Annotated in this window: 24 protein-coding genes; 21 read left to right on the forward strand and 3 right to left on the reverse strand. The window is 55.1% G+C overall.

The features are described 5' to 3' along the window. Positions 1–168: 168 nt before the first annotated feature. The 3 genes from AB4P96_RS14070 to AB4P96_RS14080 all read left to right on the forward strand — a co-directional run bounded on the left by AB4P96_RS14070 (position 169) and on the right by AB4P96_RS14080 (position 2,261). Positions 169–963, forward strand: a complete 795-nt coding sequence (locus tag AB4P96_RS14070) for a hypothetical protein (protein WP_395600888.1) — start codon at positions 169–171, stop codon at positions 961–963. 441 nt (positions 964–1,404) lie between these two features. Next, on the forward strand, positions 1,405–1,905 hold the full coding sequence (locus tag AB4P96_RS14075; RefSeq protein ID WP_395600889.1) for a hypothetical protein: 501 nt from the start codon (positions 1,405–1,407) through the stop codon (positions 1,903–1,905). Further along, on the forward strand, positions 1,902–2,261 hold the full coding sequence (locus tag AB4P96_RS14080) for a hypothetical protein (RefSeq protein WP_242173928.1): 360 nt from the start codon (positions 1,902–1,904) through the stop codon (positions 2,259–2,261). Before AB4P96_RS14075 ends, AB4P96_RS14080 begins: the two co-directional genes overlap by 4 nt. A gap of 422 nt (positions 2,262–2,683) precedes the next feature. On the opposite strand, the gene AB4P96_RS14085 is transcribed toward AB4P96_RS14080, so the two are convergent. From AB4P96_RS14085 to AB4P96_RS14095, 3 genes are all read right to left on the reverse strand, one after another. After that, entirely contained in the window at positions 2,684–2,950 is a 267-nt protein-coding gene (locus tag AB4P96_RS14085) for a hypothetical protein (protein WP_242173925.1), read from the reverse strand. Between the two features lie 28 nt (positions 2,951–2,978). Continuing rightward, on the reverse strand, positions 2,979–3,359 hold the full coding sequence (locus tag AB4P96_RS14090) for a LuxR C-terminal-related transcriptional regulator (RefSeq protein WP_242173922.1): 381 nt from the start codon (positions 3,357–3,359) through the stop codon (positions 2,979–2,981). Between the two features lie 410 nt (positions 3,360–3,769). After that, complete coding sequence (locus AB4P96_RS14095) at positions 3,770–4,522, reverse strand: XRE family transcriptional regulator (RefSeq protein ID WP_395600890.1); 753 nt, start codon at positions 4,520–4,522, stop codon at positions 3,770–3,772. Positions 4,523–4,593: 71 nt separating this feature from the next. Between AB4P96_RS14095 and AB4P96_RS14100 the strand changes: the two genes are divergently transcribed. The 18 genes from AB4P96_RS14100 to AB4P96_RS14185 all read left to right on the forward strand — a co-directional run bounded on the left by AB4P96_RS14100 (position 4,594) and on the right by AB4P96_RS14185 (position 19,894). Then, a complete protein-coding gene (locus tag AB4P96_RS14100; RefSeq protein ID WP_242173919.1) occupies positions 4,594–4,797 on the forward strand; it encodes a YdaS family helix-turn-helix protein in 204 nt (67 codons plus the stop codon). A gap of 145 nt (positions 4,798–4,942) precedes the next feature. Beyond that, positions 4,943–5,167: a hypothetical protein gene (locus AB4P96_RS14105; protein WP_242173914.1), complete on the forward strand. Its 225-nt coding sequence runs from the start codon at positions 4,943–4,945 to the stop codon at positions 5,165–5,167. Continuing rightward, positions 5,164–5,871 carry a helix-turn-helix domain-containing protein gene (locus AB4P96_RS14110; RefSeq protein WP_395600891.1) on the forward strand — a complete coding sequence of 236 codons (708 nt, stop codon included), beginning with the start codon at positions 5,164–5,166 and terminating at the stop codon, positions 5,869–5,871. The genes AB4P96_RS14105 and AB4P96_RS14110 overlap by 4 nt, the downstream gene beginning before the upstream one ends. Beyond that, positions 5,864–7,234, forward strand: a complete 1,371-nt coding sequence (gene dnaB / locus AB4P96_RS14115) for a replicative DNA helicase (protein WP_395600892.1) — start codon at positions 5,864–5,866, stop codon at positions 7,232–7,234. Before AB4P96_RS14110 ends, dnaB begins: the two co-directional genes overlap by 8 nt. Then, positions 7,234–7,443: a hypothetical protein gene (locus AB4P96_RS14120; RefSeq protein ID WP_395600893.1), complete on the forward strand. Its 210-nt coding sequence runs from the start codon at positions 7,234–7,236 to the stop codon at positions 7,441–7,443. Before dnaB ends, AB4P96_RS14120 begins: the two co-directional genes overlap by 1 nt. After that, positions 7,440–8,768: a tyrosine-type recombinase/integrase gene (locus AB4P96_RS14125; protein ID WP_395600894.1), complete on the forward strand. Its 1,329-nt coding sequence runs from the start codon at positions 7,440–7,442 to the stop codon at positions 8,766–8,768. The genes AB4P96_RS14120 and AB4P96_RS14125 overlap by 4 nt, the downstream gene beginning before the upstream one ends. 296 nt (positions 8,769–9,064) lie before the next feature. Next, on the forward strand, positions 9,065–9,454 hold the full coding sequence (locus AB4P96_RS14130; RefSeq protein ID WP_323624390.1) for an antiterminator Q family protein: 390 nt from the start codon (positions 9,065–9,067) through the stop codon (positions 9,452–9,454). A 19-nt stretch (positions 9,455–9,473) separates the two neighbouring features. Further along, the gene (locus AB4P96_RS14135) at positions 9,474–10,724 is read left to right on the forward strand and encodes a hypothetical protein (RefSeq protein WP_395600895.1); all 1,251 of its coding nucleotides are present in this window, start codon (positions 9,474–9,476) and stop codon (positions 10,722–10,724) included. Positions 10,725–10,961: 237 nt separating this feature from the next. Further along, positions 10,962–11,306, forward strand: coding sequence for a phage holin family protein (locus AB4P96_RS14140; RefSeq protein ID WP_323624394.1), 345 nt, complete (start codon positions 10,962–10,964; stop codon positions 11,304–11,306). Between the two features lie 23 nt (positions 11,307–11,329). Then, positions 11,330–12,067: a hypothetical protein gene (locus AB4P96_RS14145; RefSeq protein ID WP_395600896.1), complete on the forward strand. Its 738-nt coding sequence runs from the start codon at positions 11,330–11,332 to the stop codon at positions 12,065–12,067. Between the two features lie 198 nt (positions 12,068–12,265). Next, entirely contained in the window at positions 12,266–12,820 is a 555-nt protein-coding gene (locus AB4P96_RS14150) for a terminase small subunit (protein ID WP_395600897.1), read from the forward strand. Then, positions 12,783–14,846 (forward strand): phage terminase large subunit family protein, encoded by a 2,064-nt coding sequence (locus AB4P96_RS14155; RefSeq protein ID WP_395600898.1) that lies wholly within the window; start codon positions 12,783–12,785, stop codon positions 14,844–14,846. The genes AB4P96_RS14150 and AB4P96_RS14155 overlap by 38 nt, the downstream gene beginning before the upstream one ends. Continuing rightward, a complete protein-coding gene (locus tag AB4P96_RS14160; protein WP_177024015.1) occupies positions 14,837–15,049 on the forward strand; it encodes a primosomal replication protein PriB/PriC domain protein in 213 nt (70 codons plus the stop codon). The genes AB4P96_RS14155 and AB4P96_RS14160 overlap by 10 nt, the downstream gene beginning before the upstream one ends. Next, a complete protein-coding gene (locus AB4P96_RS14165) occupies positions 15,046–16,572 on the forward strand; it encodes a phage portal protein (protein ID WP_395600899.1) in 1,527 nt (508 codons plus the stop codon). Before AB4P96_RS14160 ends, AB4P96_RS14165 begins: the two co-directional genes overlap by 4 nt. Beyond that, positions 16,538–18,631: a ClpP-like prohead protease/major capsid protein fusion protein gene (locus AB4P96_RS14170; RefSeq protein ID WP_395600900.1), complete on the forward strand. Its 2,094-nt coding sequence runs from the start codon at positions 16,538–16,540 to the stop codon at positions 18,629–18,631. The genes AB4P96_RS14165 and AB4P96_RS14170 overlap by 35 nt, the downstream gene beginning before the upstream one ends. 69 nt (positions 18,632–18,700) lie before the next feature. Further along, the gene (locus AB4P96_RS14175) at positions 18,701–19,015 is read left to right on the forward strand and encodes a DUF2190 family protein (RefSeq protein ID WP_395600901.1); all 315 of its coding nucleotides are present in this window, start codon (positions 18,701–18,703) and stop codon (positions 19,013–19,015) included. A gap of 32 nt (positions 19,016–19,047) precedes the next feature. Further along, a complete protein-coding gene (locus AB4P96_RS14180; RefSeq protein ID WP_395600902.1) occupies positions 19,048–19,395 on the forward strand; it encodes a hypothetical protein in 348 nt (115 codons plus the stop codon). After that, entirely contained in the window at positions 19,370–19,894 is a 525-nt protein-coding gene (locus AB4P96_RS14185; protein ID WP_395600903.1) for a hypothetical protein, read from the forward strand. Before AB4P96_RS14180 ends, AB4P96_RS14185 begins: the two co-directional genes overlap by 26 nt. Positions 19,895–19,909 lie beyond the last annotated feature (15 nt).

Genomic DNA, 19,909 nt, shown 5'->3' on the forward strand with positions numbered 1-19,909 from the left:
TTACCTCCTAGCGCGCGCACCGTGCCGCGCTGTCTTGATGCTTCATATGATGTTTTGCCGCCTCGGGATGCAGAGTTGCTTCCGCTATTGACCGGCTAGCGTATAGAGGGGTATGGCATATTTAGTTTTAAGCACTCCTAGTGCTAATCTATATAGCTGGCCGGCGAGATGAATATTTTTAATTTCTATTTTTTTGGGGTGTTGGGAGGTTTGGTGGTTTTATGTGCGTTGTGCAAGGAATCTGATGACTTAAGGTGTAGTCATTTGCTCCCTAAGTGTGCTTATAGGGTTATTGGTAAATCTAAAAGGCAAAAGGCGTCACCAGTTTTTGTTAGGTCGAAAAGGAATCTCGCTAGTCCAACTGATTACCAATATAAAAAGTATTTGTTATGTTCGAGCTGCGAGCAGTTGTTTTCTACTCGTGAAGATATAATTTCAAAGTACTGGTTCAGGAAGCCTGGATTTTTACTTAAGGAGCAACTTCGCCAGGTAACGTGTTATGAGGGGGACGATTTTGCAAGGTTTTATCCGGTATACCCACCAGTGACTCTTGATGAAGAAGATTTATATTATTTCGCGCTGAGTTTGTTGTGGCGTTCCTGTGCTGGTTCATGGGGCGATTATGAAGGGGTTAATGGCTTTTCTGGTAAGGTTTTACATTCTATAGGCGAGTACTTACTTGGTCGATCTAGTGCGCCTTCAAACGTTAGGGTTTTGGTGTTCGTAGACTGGAGTGGGGTTCTCGAACAAATAATGACATTGCCGGTTGGGAAAGAAGGCAAGGTTCAGATAGTAGTTCTTGGGTTATGTATAGAGATTTATGTGGAGGATGTTATTGCCGATCCTTTGGTTCGGTCTCTGCAAAGTTTAAACCAGAAAGTTGCACTCATTCTTGATAATAAGCGCTGTGCGGAAGTGTTTGGATTTATTCATGCAATGGCAAGAAAAACACAGGAGCAGTAGCCTTGCTACTTAATGGTTTTGTGTTTTCGATTGAGTCGAATAAGTCTTTGGTATTAGCCATTGAAGTCCTTGTCAAGTAGTTTTGGAGCGTAGGGGGGTGTGATATCCGTTCTTCTCATATAGAGCTGAATTAAAAGTGGATGGTTGAGGCGGGTTGCTTTGCCGAGGTTGGCGGTACAGCAATCGGCGAATAGGCCGGGATGTTCATCGCGTGATCGTCGGAGACTGGATTATTTCGCTATAGCTGTGATGGCAAGCTTGTCTTGAAAGGTCATGTCGAGAGCGGCAAGCGCCGATTTCGCTGCAAACAGAGGGGATACAAGGTCATGGAGTGAGCTATGTACCTGGTTGCAATCAGAGAGAGCGCGCGTAGTTTTTTTCGTAGGGCTAAGATATTATGGAGTCCATGGGTCTGATTTGCTTAGACAGGAAGCTGTGCAGTTGGAGGCTAAGGAATTGTGGGATGATTTAAATAAGATAGGCACCGTTCTTACAATCGTTGGTTTTTTTCTGACCGTTGTGACTATGTTTCTCGCCTTGTATATAACCAGCGCGCTTAGGCGCAAAGTTAGAGTGCCTGAGACTTTTAATGAGATAAAACAACTGATTTCCGAAATGCGCTTACTTCTTAAGAAGATGGAGGAGATAGAGAGGACCGACGGGAGTAAAATAGAAATGGGCGAGCACCAAAGAGATATCTCCGTATATATACATAGGTCCATTGCATATGTTCAAAATATTCGACCAAAATTGGAAAGTCTCCAGCGCAAAAGTGCCGATGAATTGATAAGCTTGATGGCTGAAAAAAAAGGCCTCATTAGGCGAGGCTGGGTTTGCAAAAAGCTTTCAACAAATCAGGCCTGGGATGTGCATGATAAGTTACATAGCTTTTCAGTGCACTTGGAAACACTAATTAGAGATCGCTCGGCAGGTGGTGTATGATTGATAATTCCGCAAGAAACCTCGCTGTTTTCCTTATTCGAGCAACGGCAAATAGATCTGTTACATGGACGCTTGAAAATGCGCCTATGCACTCTATTCCAAGCTCCCCGAATCAGGTTTTAATTTTTCTTACAACAAGATATCAGGATCAGAGAATTGCGATATTTGAATCTGTAAGCGGATATAATCATGAAAGCGATTCTCGTTACAGAGGGATCGTTACTATCGCAATTATGGATGAATCAGACAGGATGCTTTGGCGATATGATGGTGTTGAACCTGAATTTTATGAGCTGCTGTCTGATGCTAGGCGTTCATTGACTGTTGTTGATGACTTTCTGAGGCAATTTAGATAATAGGCAGGAGTTTTGGGATTTTTGGAAGGCGGTTGTTTTGGTCTGCCTGCTCAGTATGAGAGCTGGAATGTAAGAGTTTGAGCAGAAGTTGTCAGCGTCTTGATTTCGCATGGCAAGCTGATTATCACTTTTCGAGTTGCCACCTTTAGCCCTCCACATTTGGTATTTGCGTTGGTTGGAGGAGGGATTGCTACTTCGCCCTATCCTACGTTGCCTATACCTAATCCGCGGGAGGGCGGCTGGCAGCCGCTTGTGAACAGGTGTGAATATGCCCTCCACCTAAACTTTTCGACGCCAGATGCTGTTTTCTTTGCTGCTGCCTTTGCGCTTGCGGCGCTGTTCCTCGGCCATGGATTACCTCTCAGACTTCATATGCTGGTAAATCGAGCCATGCTTACCTATTGCGTTGTCTAAACTGGTTGCTAATAGGCCGATGCTGTGCCCGGACGATTGAGTTCCAGTGACTTAGCTAAGCTGATAGCCTCCTTGTTGGTCCAGCGAAACCCTCTGACTTTTCCGGTAGCCCGCTCTACAATGTGATAAGCCTTGCCGCGGTTTACAACTTGGTAGCGAATTTGCGTCAAGGGTTGTTCCCTGCCGATCAGAGCATAGAACTCGGCGGTGGCGATGTGCGTGCGAATCCGTAAAGCCGCAGCTACTTCGACTCGCTGTTGAACTGATGAATGCATGATTGATACCCCGTTGAGTTGCATTTATTTAAGCAATTAGCGCCGGTCGTTCTGAATGCCTCACGATTCGCACCTGAGCAGTTCGGCGTTCGGGTGCTCGGCGATCACGGCGCATCGACTCGTCGCCAATCATTGCGTGCATGGCGATCAGCGCGGCCAGTGCAAAGCAAATCGGTGAGATGATCTGGCGGCGCATCGCCTCGGCAATCATCGCCGTCTGACGGGTCACGCCAAGCTTGAACATCGCGCATGAAAGACGCTTTGTCACGGTGCTGGCGGCCACGTCGAACTGTCGCGCTATTTCTTTGGCCGTCATGCCCTGGGCGGCGGCCAGTAGGTAGCGCAATTCCTTCGGCGCAAGGCCTCGTCCGAGGTGGCCCTTCCATGCGCCGCTGATGATTTCGTCCATCGCTTTGACTCCCTGTTGTTTTCCGAAAGCGCCCGATACAGGCGCTGACGTGAAATCTTCTGGTGTCGTCTGCCGGCATCCCGCTACTGGCGTCACTGCCGGCCCCATCAAATTGTTTGTCCAGCCGCGGACCTTTCGGCTTGTTCTCCCGCTGGATAACTCGTCTTGGCGCTTTAAGCTGCACGCCCGGGTCAGTTGCCAACCCTCTGAACCGTTTAGGCCGGTCCATCGCTGCCTTCCATCTGGCCGGTTGTTATCCGGCGACGAAATAAAATTACAACCAATAATTGTAATGATCAAGCTTTGGTTGTAATTATTTTCTTGACGACAGTGGAATCTTGAATTTTTCGCGTGCATAAAAAAGCCCGCTCAATGGCGGGCTTTGGGCTTTACGAGGCGGCAGAGAGAGGTCAGCGGGAGTACATGGCCCACCAGAATACATGCCCCAAAACAGCAAGCTGCTGCTCTTGGATGTCCTGAAAAGTGTATTCCTCATCGGGGTGCTCATCGCGGTTGAAGCTGCGCAGGCGTATGCCCGAAGGGGTCCGAAATAGTTGCTTAATCCTTAACTGGCCGTTGTGGTTGATCGCATACATTTCACCATCAACAACGTCTTTCAGTGTGTTTTTTCCAATATTGATACCCACTGTAGCGCCGTCTCGCAGCACTGGCATCATGCTGTTGCCGCTGACTACTACGCACTTCGCATTGTTGAATTGGACGCCGTTGTGTCGTAGGTCTTTCTTGAAGAACCGCAGCCGAGAGGTGTTGCTTTCCTCTATGGCGAACCTTCCCGATCCAGCTGCTAGCTCAACCTCATGAAGGAAAGGGACATACACCTCATCCTCATCGAGTGGAGTGTTTTCGTCCCATAGTTCGATTGACTGTAGAGGCGTGCGGGCAGTTGCGCTACGTGATTCGACTGGCCCTGATTCACCCATCAAATAGGCGACAGAAACGTCAAGCACTTCACTCAGATGCTTGATGCGTTGGTTTCGCGGAGCTGTTCGCCCCGCTTCCCATGCCTGGACCGACTGCGGGCTGACACCAAGCTTGCGCGCCAACTCAGATTGATTGAGTCCTTGCGCTTCTCGTGCTGCCGCTATGCGTGAAGAGTTAGTAGTCATGAAAGCCAGAATACAACCAGCACTTGTAGTGAGCATTGCAATTCTCGCTTGTAGTCATTGGCTTGTTTCTGTAACTTTGGGTTGTAATTTCGGCTAGTGAGGCTTCTATGGAGCGTAATGCAGCAGCGCGTGCGGCTAAGGCAGCAGGCGGCCAATCGGCCCTTGCTCGCGTTCTTGGTTGCACACCGCAAAACGTACAGCGTTGGTGTGCATCAGGACGCGTGCCGGCTGAGCGCGTGATCTCAGTCGAGCAGGCAACCGGCATACCACGCCATGAGCTCAGGCCGGACCTTTATCCGGAGGCGGCTTAACCGCTCTGTGTAGTCATTTTCCGCAGTAGCGGGGCGCCTGAATAGAGACTTTGGATCGGCTGTTAATTCATCCAGTACTCATATCGTAGGCATAAAAAAACCGCCTGGCAGGGCGGTTCAGTACAGCTTTATTCCGAGGTCAATAATGATCAATAACACCCCCGCAGTCAACCGCTCTGGAGATGTCGCGACACCCTCCGAGCGTCCAGAGATGGTGTCGCGACACCTCGATCAAAATCAATTCGCTGCGATGAATGCCGCCCTCATGATCGGCGGCCAGTACTCGCATGCATCCAAGTCTCAATTCCGCCGTGAATGCCTCGATTACTTGAAGGCGTCCCTGGCACCTGCCCAGGATGTTCCCGCATGAGTACCATCATCATGAGCCTGTGCTGGCCGTTGCAAGGCATGAGTGGCCCGCAAAAAGCAGTCCTTATTTCGCTGGCTGACAATGCAAACGACGAGGGTGTTTGCTGGCCTTCTATTGCCCGAATCTCTGAGCGTACTTGCCTCGCCGAGAGGACGGTTCAGGGTGCGATCAAGTGGCTAGGGCAAGCGAACATTTTGTCTGTCCGTGAGCGGATGGGGCGTTCGACTATGTATACCTTGACCCCGGCAGCATATGCACCCCCGCAGTACTTGCACCCCGCAGCAGATACACCGCCACCCCCGCAGCTCACGACGAAAACCCCCGCAGCAGCTGCACCCAGAACCGTAATAGAACCATCAAGTGAACCATCACCTCTTGCTGGAGCTGAGCAACCAACGAAAATTTCGAAGCCGAAATGCCCAACCCAGGCAATCGTCGATTTGTTCAACGCAACGATCCCGGAATTTCCTCGGGTCATGTTGTTGACCAAGGATCGAATTGCCAAGGTCAACGCACGTTGGAACGAAAGCGATGTTCATCAGGATCTCAGTTTCTGGGCCGAGTACTTTGCCCTGGTGCGCTCCAGCGAGTTTCTGATGGGTAAGGTTTCGGCTTCTGGCGGGAATCCTTTCCGCTGCAACTTCGATTGGCTGATTGCCCCGAGCAACTTCGTGAAGGTCGTTGAGGGTAATTACAATGCGTGATCCCTACAGTCTGGAAGCCGAACACGGTGTGCTGGGGGCGATGTTCCTGCGCCCTGAGCTGATCGACGTACTGGCCGCCGATCTGGTGCCCGAGGACTTTTACTACGAGGACAACGCCGAGCTGTATCGCGGGATTTTGGCCTTGCACGCTGATGGTCATCCCGTCGATATCGTGACCGTCGGGGTTTATGTGGGGGATCTGCCTGGTGGTGCGAGTTCGTTTGCCTATTCCGCAGAAATTGCCCGCAATACGCCAAGCGTTGCAAACGCCGCCTCCTACGCCGGAACGGTTCGTGAGCGCAGCCTGGATAGGTCGATCATCGAGCTAAGCGTGCGGATCAACGACATTGCCTACGGTGACCAGCCGGCGGCTGACAAGGTTGCAGCTGTACAGGCTGAGTCCCACGCCATTGACAGCCAATCGGCAACATCCGAAGTGGTCAAGGCTGAGGACTTTCTCAACGACTACATCGAGGTGCTGCAGGCCCGGGCTGATCGTGGTGATGAAATTGACGGCCTGTCCACGGGCATTCCTGATTTGGACGAGAAGCTGCAAGGGCTCAAGCCTGGCCAACTGATCGTCATTGCTGGCCGTCCAGCCATGGGCAAAACCACGCTCGCTATGAACATCGCGTCTCACGCGGCTATCCGTGATGGCAAAAGCGTGATGGCGTTCAGTTTGGAAATGGATAACACGGGCCTGATGGATCGCTTCATGGCGTCCGAAGGGCGAGTGCCGTTACAGCTGATCAAAAATGGCAAAGCCCCGAACACTCACGGCGCCGAGCTGATGAGTGCCGCCGGCAAGCTCAAGAAGTCGAATCTGTTCCTGTCGGATCGCGCGTCGATGTCAATGAATCGACTGCGCTCGGCGGCTCGCCGCCATAAGCGTCGGTATGGCTTGGACCTCATTGTCATCGACTACCTGCAATTGGTGGAGTCCGACTCGCGCACGTCCAGTCGTGAGCAGGAAGTCAGCCACATGACACGCACCGCGAAGCTCATGGCCCGGGAGCTAGGCGTTCCGGTGATCCTGCTCAGCCAGCTTTCCCGTAAATGCGAAGAACGGCCCAACAAGCGGCCGCTGTGTTCTGACCTGCGTGAATCCGGCGCCATCGAGCAGGACGCGGACATCATCCTGTTCGTGTACCGCGATGAGGTCTACCACGAACACTCCGAAGCCAAAGGCATTGCCGAAATCATTATTGGCAAGGGCCGTGACATTGCAGGCGGCACCGTGCGTGCCGCGTTCCTCGGTCAATACAGCCGATTCGAACAGCTCGCGGCTGGTTGGGTTGAGCCGAACAAACCCGAAAAGGTCAGCAGCATGCGCGACCGCTACAAATCAAAGGAAAAAATCTGATGGCTGCTTCCCGCCTTGCCGTTCCCAAACCTGCCCTCTACCGCTATGCGGTGTTTTGCTGCTCTTCCAAGATCGACCTGGGAAGTGCGCCGGATCATGCGCTGGCGCTCTTTTTCGATCAGGCCATGGCAGTTCGATACGGCGGCCAGATGTGGCCGTCGACGTTTGAGGTTATCGACCTCCTTAATCCGGAGGAGGGCGCGTTTTGAGCACGCAAATCCAAACCCTCACGGTGAAGCTGTCGGACGCTGAGATTGCCCGCAATGCCAAGCTTGAGCATGTGCGCGACCTGCGGGACGCCAGTCACCCGGCCCTGCATTTTCGTTTCGCGAAGAACCGCACGCGCGGCTCTTGGTACTTGCTCAACAAGCGCCAATGGCACCGCATCGGCGCCTTTCCTGACCTGAACACAAAACAAGTCATCGCGGCCTTGCCGGCGGTGCGACTGCGCGTAGCCGCCGGCGGCGCCGCCAGCGTTTCGGGGTGGGTGACGGTGGGGGAACTGCTCGACTGGTTCGGTGAACGCATGACCAAGTCGCGCGCGTTGTCCGATAAACGCCGGAAAGCGATCAAATCCGCGATCAGTTGCCAGCTCAAGCCGCATCTGGATGATTTGCCGCTCGCTGACGTGAGCGCCCAGACATTGGACAAGTTGCTGATGTGGCCCGCCCAGGAGGAGCTGTCGCTGTCGTACGTTCAGCAACTGTTTCGCCTGGTCGCCATGGCCTTCCGTCAGGCGCGCAAGTTGGACCTGATCCCCTTTAACCCTACGGCCGAACTCAAGTTCAGCCACTTCACCACGGCGCGCATCCAGCCCAAGCCCGCCCGTCTACGCGATGTGCAGGTGCCCGAACTGGTGACGCTGCTGGCTGAGCGCTTCGACAGCGCGCCATGTGACGCCATGCTGGCCTTGATGATGTTGTGCCACGGCACGCGGATCGGTGAAACCCGCCAGGCGCGGTGGGCTGACATTGCGCTGCCTGAGCGTGAGTGGTTCCTGCCCGCTGAACACACCAAGACCAAAACCGAACTGCGCGTGCCACTGACCGATCAGGTGTGTGCACTGCTGCGCCGTTACCGCGAACGCCAGACTGCCCAGGGCTACGACGGGGCCTTTCTGTTCCCTTCGCGCCGTGGCAAGCCGCTGAGCGACAACCAAGCCAGCGCTGTATTCACCCGGTTAGGGCAGGGCGCATGGACCAGTCACGACCTGCGCAAGGTGGCCCGAACTGCCTGGACTGATCTCGGCGTTGACGGTCATATCGGCGAGATGCTGCTCAACCACTCGCTCGGCAAGATCGCCTCCACCTACATCAACACCCAGGCCAAAGAACAGCGCCGATTGGCATTGGTGAAGTGGCACGACTGGTTAGACGAACGCGGCTTCAAGGCGATTCACGCGCAGACAGGCGTTAGATATGAACATTCGCAAAATCTCGTAGACGCCTTGAACGGCGGGGTCTGCGAGCCAGAACCACAATTTGTTAAGGGCGAGGTATTAAAACGTGCAGAAACGACAGGGGCCTGGCTTTAAGTTGGAGCGGATTGAGCTTGAACCCTGCTCGATCTGCAAGGGTAAGGCGGTAGTGGCGGGGGTGTTTTATGAGCTGGTTTGCACGGATTGCAACGGCTCAGGTTGGGTTGTTCAGGGGACCAAGTTGGTGCTTTCTGTCGATGAGTTGGTCACCCAATTGAGTTTCAAATTGCAGCAGGTACAGCGCGAAATCATGGCGTTGAAGACTGTTTCAACACCGATAGGGCCACGGAGCCAATACGAGCAACCAAACCGTCTGGGAGCAGGCGGAACAAATTACACAGGGGATTGAGAGCATGATGATTCGTAAGCCGGCTGGTCGGCCATTGGGAGACACCGAGTATCTGCTTGAACAGTGGGGGTGGTGGAGAATGGACAGCATGGGCGTACCCGGTTACACGTCGCCGACTTTGGCGCTGATGCGGCAGGCAGTGGCGCAGGTATCAGCGAGTAAAAGCTACTGCATTACGGATGAGTGGGCTGTAGCTATCGATAGCGCAGTGGCAAGGCTCGCTCATCGTGACCAACAGATGGGCGATGTGATTTGGTTGTACTACGGCGAAAAATGGCCCATGTTGCGAGTGGGCAAACACTTCGGCCTCAGCGAAGGAAAGGCTCGCGAGTTGGCCAGGGCCGGAGCTGCTTGGATTGATTGTGCGGTGAGTGAAATGCGACAGATAGCCTAGACATTCCTTGCGGCGCTAGATGCTGCAAGTCAGCCAAGAAAGGAAATTAGAAGTGGAAATGGAACCTCCATCAGAAATTATTGAAGTAATGACGGTCTTTCTAGGAGGGCTCAAATTTTCTCCTCCTGGCGGTAGGTGGTTGTTCCATGCTGGCTCGAAAAATTTCGGGGGGGGCGGGTTTGGCCTTGAACTTTACGTGGACTTTAATCGCAGAAATATTGCGGCTCTAAAGCTTCTGCGCAGTTCATGCGGGAGCAAACTTGACGGGACGGTGGAACAAGCAATCACGGTTCTTCAAGATTATTTTATTGAGGAAATTGAGCTGCTGGGTGGTGGGGGGCTAATGTTTGAAGCGTTATCGCATCCTCATAAGACGGTACTGGATCGTGTTACCTCAGAAATGGTAGTGAGGTTTGCGGCCGAGTTTGCTAATTATTTAGATGATAAGTTCAAAGAGTGTTTCTATCTCATACCCATGACCGGGCTCACTTGTGTGGAGGAGGTAAATGAACCGGAATTTGTTTGGTGGCCATGGAATAAAGACCTTGGCGAGGTAGCCGATAAATTTAATTTTCACCGCACAGAACTGGTTGCTGGGCAGTTTCCGCCCTTAATAGAGGGTTTTAGCCTGACCCCATTATTTAATAATGATTCGTGGCTAGGTTGTTTTGCTACTCATGATACTTATGGGGAGGCGAAGCTTAGGCGTATGGCTGGAGCCCTTTTTCTTGGGCTTGAGTTAAAGAACTCTCTCATGATTTCTGGTGCCAAGCAGCCAAAAGGTCTCTTTAGTGTTAAGCAGGGCAGATACGGTTTCAAAACTATTTCCTCTCCGCTGCCGCATTTAATCGCGCCTGTAACAGTGACGAATGAAGTAGCGGAGTTTGTGCGAAACGTATTGAGAGCGGCTACAGGTGATACAAGGCTTTCCGTTGCACTAGAGTGTTGTGGCGCAGCTTGGAAACAGTCTGAAAGAGATAGATTCATGCAGTTGTGTGTCGCTTTCGATGCATTGTTTGGGGTTAATGGTCGAGTGACTCAAAGTATAAAAGAAGGCGTAAGGAAAAATGCTGAAAATGTAGCGGAAGCAGAAGACAGATGTCGCTTGCTTCTTCGCATGAGAAATGATCTTCTTCACGGCGAGTCTTTCGCTTTGGCGCAATGCGCAGATTACTTGGAATATAACGAACGGTTTGGAGTTCTTCCGTCTACAGATCAAATTAGCTTGCTGCGAGCTTGTGTTTGGAATCTGGCCATCGCTCCGACTTGATATTGGGGGCAGATAGCTAAAAACCTTTTCCGCGCGGAATAGTTATGGTTTTATAGCAGCGTGTATTGCTGTGAACGCAGCGAGACGCCTTCAAAACCCGGCCACTAAGCCGGGTTTTTTGTTCCTATTTTCAAGCCCTGCCATTGAGCAGGGCTTTTTTGTTTTCGGCCCCACGCCTGTCTCCTTGCCTAAAGCGGATGCCAGCGACGTGGAGGCCGACCTATTTGAGGACTCAAGATGAACTCCGAGCACCAGGCACTGACCGATGTACCTCTGTGGTTGTTGGTTCTGCTGAGCCTCGCCGGTTTGTCTGGAGAAATGCTTCGCGCATCAGGTAGTGACCTGGGGCTTCGCCAAATCCTTCAGCGAGTAGCACTGCGCTTTCTCGCTTCCGGCCTGCTGGGTATGGCCACGTTGCTGCTCGCAATGGCCCTATGGAACAACCTCTACCTGGCGGCCGGCTTGGGCATTGTAATCGCCGTAATAGGCGCAGACGTTGCAGGTGGCCTGTATACGCAATTCTTGGCGCGCAAGGCTGGCGTTAACGACCCGGCTTCAGGCCGTGCCACCAACGGTCAGTAGATCGGCAGAGCAGGAGAGGTAGGATGTTCAAGGTCGACATGTCGCTGGACGCGTTCCCTGTTTCTGCGGGCATGCGGGAGCTAGAGAAAAAGCACATTCCATTTGTGATGGCTCGCACCGCGACCTTACTGGCCCAGCGGGTCAAGAAGGGCACAATCACGGTGATGCAAAAACGCCTGGACCGGCCCACCCCTACCACGCTGAATAGCCTGTTCGTAAAAATGGCCACCAAGGCGCGAGCGGCTGAGGTCTACTTCAAAGACTCATGGGCGTCGGGCATTCCTGCCGACACTTACCTACAGCAGGCGGTGAGTGGTGGCCTGCGGCCTCACAAGCGTTTCGAGAAATCGTTGATAGCGCGCGGCATCATGCGCAGTGGCCAATTTGCCGTGCCCACCACGGCCTTTATGAATCAGTACGGCAACGTGTCACGCGGCACTATGATGAAGATCCTATCGGGCCTGGGTGCTGCTGAATCGACGCGGGGCTATCAGGCAAACGCCAGTGGCAGTGCCAGAAGTCGACGTAAGGGCAACGCCCATCGCTTCTTCTCGGGTGATGTCGACGGCACGCAGGGTGTGTGGGAGCGCAAGTCGATGGGCATCGGCGATGCGGTACGGCCGGTATTTATCTTCAGCGATTCAGCGCCCAGGTATCGAACCATTTTCCCGTTCTTCAAGATCGGGCAGAACATCGTCAACGCGAACTATCAGGCTGACGCAGCGACCGCCTGGGCTGAAGCGATGGCTTCGGCTCGTTGATGGCTGTAGTCGACGAGAAGTCAGAGAAAAGGTGAAAAAAGTGGCCTTTTCTTCAATTTCATCGCCTTTTTCGCTTGACAGGTAGGCCGGGACGAAAAACAAAAGGTACTCCCGGACCCCCACCCGTCATGGGGGTAATTCGGGCCCCGCGTCTTCGCTATATATGACCCATTTTCAAAGGTTGGTTGTTGTGTAGTTATGGCTAATCAATCTATCACCCGTAAGCCTGAGTGGCTGAATAAGTCACGCATGGCTGACAGCCTTGGTATTACCACGCAAGCTTTCGACAAATGGGGCGTTACGCCGGTCGCTAAGATCGGGCGGGAGTCGTTTTACGACGTGCGTTCTGTGCTGGATAACCGTCTGGTTCACAAGGGCGAGAAACAACAACCGCTCGATGGTGACGGGCAACCCATTGATCCGCTGATTGAGTACAAACAAGCGCAGCAGAAGTTGCGGTTGACCACTGAGCAAGCCGACGCCCAGGAAATGCGTAATCGTGTGAAAGCCAAAAAGCTGGTGCCGGTGGATTTCTGTCTGTTCGCTCTTGGCAAGTTGAGCGCCATGCTCGGCTCAACCCTGGACACCATTCACATCAAAGTGAAACGCAAGCACCCGGAAATCGAGGTGCGTCATATCGAGGCTATCCAACGTGAAATAGCCGTTACGCGGAACGAAGCGGTCAACCTGGCCGACACCTTGCCGGAGCTTCTAGATGAGTTTGTCGAAGCCCTGGATGAGGGCGCTGATTGAGGGCGTCCGTAAGGGGCTGACTGGACTCTACAAAGAGCCACCACTTACGGCCGTTGAGTGGGCAGATAAGCATTTTTACTTGTCGTCCGAATCGTCGTATCAAGAGGGGCGATGGACTACGGCGCCGTTTCAGGTCGCCATTCTCAACGCGATGGGCAATGACCTTATCGCCGTGGTCAACGTGCTGAAGTCTGCGCGGGTTGGCTACACCAAGATGCTGGTGGCCAACAAGGGCTACAAAATCCAGCACAAGAAACGCAACGTGTTGTCGTGGTGCCCGACGGACCCCGATGCCGACACCATGATGAAGCGGCACATCGAAACGATGATTCGTGACGTTCCCCTGGTGCGCGCCTTGGCGCCCTGGTACGGCGTGAAGCACCGGGATAACACCCTGGACGAAAAGCGTTTTGATAACTCGAAAATGCTCTGGTGCCTGGGTGGCAAGGCCGCGCGTAACTATCGGGAGAAAAGCCCGGACGAAGTAATTTACGACGAGCTGTCGAAGTTCGACGCCGATATCGAGGGTGAAGGTTCACCAACGATGTTGGGGGACAAGCGCTTGGAGGGCGCAACGTTTCCTAAGTCGATTCGCGGTTCAACGCCTGGCGTTATCGTTGCCGGCGGCGACGATGATGAATCAGTGGGTGAGGGCTGCCAAATCAGCCGCGCGGCCGATGAGTCGCCGCATTTCCTGCGGTTCAACATCAAGTGCCCGTGCTGCGGCACAGAACAGCACCTGAAGTGGGGCGCCTTCGATAAACCTTACGGCATGCGCTGGCTGCTAGATGGCTACGGCCAGGTAGAAAAAGCCTGGTACTTGTGTGAGTCCGGTAACGGCTGCTCGTTCGAGTATCACGAAATGATTCAAGCGTCTGTTGCTGGGCGCTACATCTGCGAGCGACAAGGGATTTGGACCCGCGACGGCATGGAGTGGTTTTCGGCTGATGACCAGCCGATCACTACGCCGCGTTCCGTCACGTTTCACATCTGGACCGTCTATTCCGAGTTCGTCACCTGGGCGTCAGTTGTCAGCGAGTGGCTGAAGGTCGGCAAAGACCGGGGCAAGCTCAAGACCTTTATCAACACCACATTAGGCGAAGCCTGGGAAGAAGACCAAGGCGAGAAACTGGAGTGGGAAGTGCTGGCCAAGCGGCGCAGCAACTACCTGAAAGTGCCCGCCCGGGGCGTTGCACTGTTCGGCGGTATTGATACGCAAGATGACCGGTATGAGGGGCGCGTGTGGGCCTTCGGCGCCGGTGAGGAAGCGTGGTTGATTCACCGCTGGGTGCTGACTGGAGACCCTGCGAGCGTTGAGCTGCGCAAGAAGGTAGGCCAGGAAATCCGCCGCCAGTTCACCCGCGAAGACGGCACGCTAATGCGTGTAGAGCGTTGGTGTTGGGACTCTGGCGGTCACTACTCGGACGAAGTGCGAAAGGAAAGTAAAAAGCACGGTGTTACTTGGGTTATCCCGGTATTTGGCGCCGCGACTTACGGCAAGAAAATTGCCAACTTTCCGAAGAAAAAGACCAAGGGCGACCGGGTTTACCTCACGGAAGTGGGAACGGACAACGCCAAAGAGCTGATCTACAGCCGCTTGAAAATCGAGCCGGACGGCAACCGTCCGGTGCCTGAGTGCATTCACCTGCCCCTTAACGAGCTGGTGTGTGACGAAGACGAAATGAAGCAGCTGACCAGCGAGCGCAAAGAATGGGTGGTTTCCAAAGGTCGACGCGTGCAGCGCTGGACCAACGGCCGCCGTCGAAACGAAGCCCTTGACTGTTTTGTGTATGCGCTGGCCGCCCTGCGGATCAGCCAGGAGCGGTTCGGTCTGGATTTAGAACAGTTGGCCTTAGAAGCCCAGTTCGTGCCGTCCTCTGGTACGTGGGAGGTGCCGGACGTACCGGACGTGGATGAGCCAGAAGAATCCGAGACGCCTATTGAGCCGGCGCGGCCTGTTCCCCCATCAACTCAAGCTGACGCCCCGGGCGACTGGCACAACGTGGAAAGTAACGGATGGCTATAAACGCGCAGGAGATGCTGGACAAGTATCTGGAGGCAGAGGCCGCCATTCTGCTGGGCAAAACGACCATTTTTAATGGTCGCACCCACACGATGGCCGAACTGCCGCAAATCCAAACAGGGCGGCGTGAATGGGAGCGCCGCGTTAACGCTCAACGCGCCGCGCAACAAGGCAGCCCGGGTTATGCCCTGGCTGACTTTCGTTGAACGTCTTTGACCGCCTGGTTACGGCGGTGAGTCCTGCCGCTGGGCTTAAGCGCCTTGCGGCGCGCAGCGGCATTCAAGCCTTTGAGGCGGCCAGGATCACCCGCACTCACAAAGCAGAACGGCAAACCCGAAGCGCTGACAGTTCCTTGCAGCGTGACGCGGAATCATTGCGCGGCCAGGCGCGAAAGCTGGACGAAGATCACGATTTAGTGACCGGCATTTTTGACCGGCTGGAAGAACGGGTAGTGGGTGGTGCAGGTATCGCGGTGGAGCCGCTGCCCCTGGACCATGCAGGCAATATTCACCTGGGTTTCGCAGCGCAAATTAAAGACCTATGGGCCGAGTGGTCCTTGCGGCCAGAAACATCGGGCGAGCTGACCCGGGCACAGATGGAACGCCTGGTGTGCCGAACCTGGCTGCGTGACGGAGAAATGTTGGCCCAGCTGCTGCTGGGTAAGGTGCCGAACTTCAAGCACCTGCACAAAGTGCCTTTCTCATTGGAGCTTCTGGAGCCGGATTATCTGCCCTGGAACTACAACGACGACTCCAAAGGCATTTGCCAGGGAATCGCACGGGACTCATGGCGGCGGGTACTCGGTTACAACCTGTTGAAACGTCACCCGGGCAGCGCCTTGGGTTTCAGCCTTTCGGCGGATACCAAGTTTGTGCCGGCCGACAGGATGTTGCACATCGCTTATCGAAAGCGGATCGGGCAAAACCGAGGCCAACCCTTGCTGCACGCCGTGCTAACGCGCTTGGCGGATATCAAGGACTACGAGGAAAGCGAGCGCATTGCGGCACGCATTAGCGCGGCCCTGGCGATGTTCATCAAAAAGGGTTCTACCGACGACTACGTGGTTGCGCCTACGACTGCCGGCAAGGACGGCCAGGCCACCGGCGCCCGGAGTATTCCTATTGCGCCGGGCATGGTGTTCGACGGTCTGTTGCCCGGTGAAGACGTGGGGATGATCGAAAGCAACCGGCCCAGCCAGTTTGTGGAGAGCTTCCGTAACGGCCAGTTGCGTGCCGTATCAGCTGGGACACGTATTGGCTACTCCACGGCGACACGCAGCTACACGGGCACCTATTCGGCGCAGCGTCAGGAGCTGGTGGAGTCGCAGCTGGGTTACGACCTGCTGCAACACGAATTCATCGACTACTGGTCGCGCAAGGTTTACCGGGCCTTTGTCGAAATGGCATTGGTCAGCGGCGTGCTTGTGCCGCCTGGTGACGTAAACATGGATTCTGTTTACAGCGCGGTTTATCAGGGGCCGGTTATGCCCTGGATTAACCCGGTGCATGAGGCAAACGCCTGGGATGCGCTGGTGCAGGCTGGTTTTGCCGATGAGGCCGAAGTGGCGCGGGCGCGCGGTCGCAACCCGCAAGAGCTTAAGCGTTCGCGAGAGGCGGAAGTGAAAAGCAACCGGGAAAAAGGGCTGGTTTTCAGCTCTGACGCCTATCACAAGTTCTACGGGAAAGTGACCGTCAATGCAGACCTATCAAACGAAAAAGAGAAAGCCTAAATCACCGCCCTTGATGTTGCCCCGGGCGTCCGTCCAATCGTCAGTATCAGCCGCGATTACAGCGGCAAATCAGCCGGTAGAAAGTTGGTACTCAATGCGCGCGATGGCGCGCGGCAGTGTCGAAATTCTGTTGTATGACGAAATTGGTGGTTGGGGCATTACCGCCAAGCAGTTCGCACAGGATCTGGCGGCTTGTGGTGACGTGTCACAAATCAATCTGCGCATTCACTCGCCGGGTGGCGACGTGTTCGCCGGCATGGCGATTTACAACACGCTCAAAGCGCACCCGGCCCGCGTAGATGTGTACATCGACGGCCTGGCGGCTTCCATGGCCAGCGTTATTGCTATGGCGGGCGATAAGGTCTACATGCCGACCAACGCCATGATGATGATCCACAAGCCTTGGGGCGCCCAGGGCGGTGATGCTGACGACATGCGCCGCTATGCCGATTTGCTGGACAAGGTGGAAGGGACGTTGGTGCAGGCCTACGTCAGTAAGACCGGCAAAAGCGCGGAAGAAATTCACGCGCTGCTGAAGGATGAAACGTGGATGGATGGCGGTGAGGCGGTGGCAGCCGGCTTTGCTGATCAGTTGATTGACCCCCTGGTGGCTGCCGCACAACTCAAATCGAAACGCATGCAGGAGTTTGAACACATGCCACCAGCAGCTAGCAACCTGATGAACCCGCGCAACCAAGTACAAGCCCCAGCGCCGGCCGCCCCGGCCGCCCCGGCCGTCCCGGACACGGCCGCCGCGCTCACAGCTGACCAAATTCGCGCCCAGGTAATTGCTGAAGAAGGCGTGCGCCGCGCCGGTATTACCGCCGCTTTCGGCACTTTTGCTGGGGCACATGCTGAGCTGTTGCAGGCTTGCGTTACTGATATGGCCTGCACGGTGGAGGGAGCGCGCGCGCAGCTGTTGGCCAAGCTGGGCGAAAATACCTCCCCGTCCAATGTGCCAGGCATGCACGGGCATATCTCTAACGGCAATCTGGTGGGTGATTCGGTGCGCGCCTCCCTGGAAGCGCGGATCGGCATCGCCGCCATCGAAGCCAGCAACGGCCTCAATCACATGAGCATGCGCGAGCTGGCCCGCGCTTCTCTGACCGAGCGCGGCATTCTGGTGGCAACGCTTAACCCTATGCAGATGGTTGGCATGGCGTTTACGCATGGCTCCAGTGACTTCGGTCAGATTCTGCTGGATATCGCCGGCAAGTCGGTCCTTTCGGGCTGGGAAGAAGCGCCGGAGACCTTCCAGCTCTGGACCAAAAAAGGCCAGTTGAGCGACTTTAAAACGTCTTCGCGTGTCGGCCTGGGTGAGTTCCCTAGCTTGCGTGAGGTGCGTCCCGGTGCCGAATACAAGCACATCACCCTGAGTGACCGTGGCGAGCCGATTACGCTGGCCACCTACGGCGAGCTGTTCTCGATTACCCGTCAGGCGATTATCAATGACGACCTGTCGTTGCTAAGTGACGTGCCTTACAAGATGGGCCAGGCGGCCCGCGCGACCATCGGTGATTTGGTCTACGCGGTACTGACCAGCCCGCCGAAGATGCGCGACGGCAAGTCGCTGTTTGATGCTTCGCGCAAAAACAACGCCGCCGGCCCTGCGTCTGAGTTGTCCATTGCCAGCATGATTATCGGCAAGACCGCTATGGCTTCGCAGAAAACGCAAGTGGAGGGTGGTAAGGCTCGCACCTTGAACATTCGCCCGGCCTACGTGCTGACACCGGTTGCGCTGGAAGATCGGGCCAATCAGCTGATCAACTCGGCTTCTGTTCCTGGCGCTGATGCGAACTCTGGAATCATTAACCCTATTCGTGGTTTTGCCCAAGTTATCGGTGAGCCGCGTCTTGATGACAACTCGTCTACGGCTTGGTACATGGCCGCCAAGCAAGGTAGCGACACCATTGAGGTGGCTTACCTCAATGGTATTGATACCCCCTACGTCGAGCAGCAAAACGGCTTCAGCGTTGACGGCGTGGCCAGCAAGGTGCGTATCGATGCTGGTGTTGCCCCTTCGGACTTCCGTGGCCTGTACAGCGCTGCTGGCAAGTAACCAACCGAAGTACCTGAAAGCCCCGCCCTGTGCGGGGTTTGTCGTTTCTGCGTTCTGGAGATTTGAACGATGGCTAAAAATTATCAAGGTGCGGGCGTGCAGCGCTCGTTTGTTGCGCCTACGGGCGGTGTTTTCAGCGGCATGCCTTTTGTACTCGGTGCCCTGGTGGTTGTGCCGCTGGAGGACGCAGCGAAGGGGCAGCCGTTCACCGGTGTGCTGGGCGGTGCCTGGCTGCTGCCAAGCACCGGTGCGCTGAAGGCAGGCGCCAAGGTCAGCTTGTTGGCTGGTGGCCTGGTGGCCGATGGCACCGCTGACTCTGTGCCGTTCGGCAAACTGCTGGGCGATGCTGTCGGCGGTTTCGCTGAAGCGCTGTTGATCCAGTAATGGATGGCGGCTTTCGGGCCTTGGCTGATCGTATGGACGCCCTGTTAGTGGGGCGTCTTGGTGATCCGGCCATTTTGGCCAACGGGCGCACTATTTACGGCGCGTTTGCTTCTCCCTTTGTCGGCGCCGAAATCGGTGGCGGCAAGGGTGGTGCCGTGCGGCTGGGCGGCGCAATCAACGCCGACGAGGTGTTAGAGCCGACGCTGACCGCGCGAGTGGTCGACGTGCAAGGCGTCAAGAAAGGCGACTTCCTAACCATTGATCTGCCGGCTGTGCTGGGTGGCGGCCGCTACAAAGTCGTGCGTCCGAAGCCTGATGGTTCCGGCATGATCGAGCTGGTGTTGAGCGTACCCAATGAGCGAACTGACGACATTACATGACGCGATAACTCGCATTATCAGCGAGCGCATGCCCAGCGTCTTGCACGTTGAATCGTTCCCGGAGCTGGACGCTCAAGTTAGGGCGCCGGCGTTGCTGTATGGCATTACTGACATGTCCCTGGGCACTGATCGAGGTGAGGGCAAGACGGCGCTGGTTGGCCGTTTTCAGGCCTGTATTCTGATCGAGGCTGACCGTCCTAAAGCTCCGTTACAGGCCGCTATCTTGGCGTCCCAGCTGGCCACGGTACTTAAGGATCAGTGGTGGGATGTGGGATTTGTCACAGGCCCGCCTGAGCAAATCCATGCGCAGCCTGAAGCCCCATTGCCTGAGCTTGAACAGTTCGTCATGTGGTCTGTTCAGTGGATACAGAATTTCGAAGTAGGGGAGCTGGTATGGCCTTGGCCTGATGAGCCGCCGGGTTCACTTGTGTTCGGTTTCAGCCCTGACACTGGCCCAGGCAGCGAAGGCCAGTACGTCGCGCCGGGAGACATTCCGTGAGTGCCTACGTGTCGG

The sequence above is a fragment of the Pseudomonas sp. B19125 genome, assembly GCF_044218855.1.
GTDB lineage: Bacteria > Pseudomonadota > Gammaproteobacteria > Pseudomonadales > Pseudomonadaceae > Aquipseudomonas > Aquipseudomonas edaphica.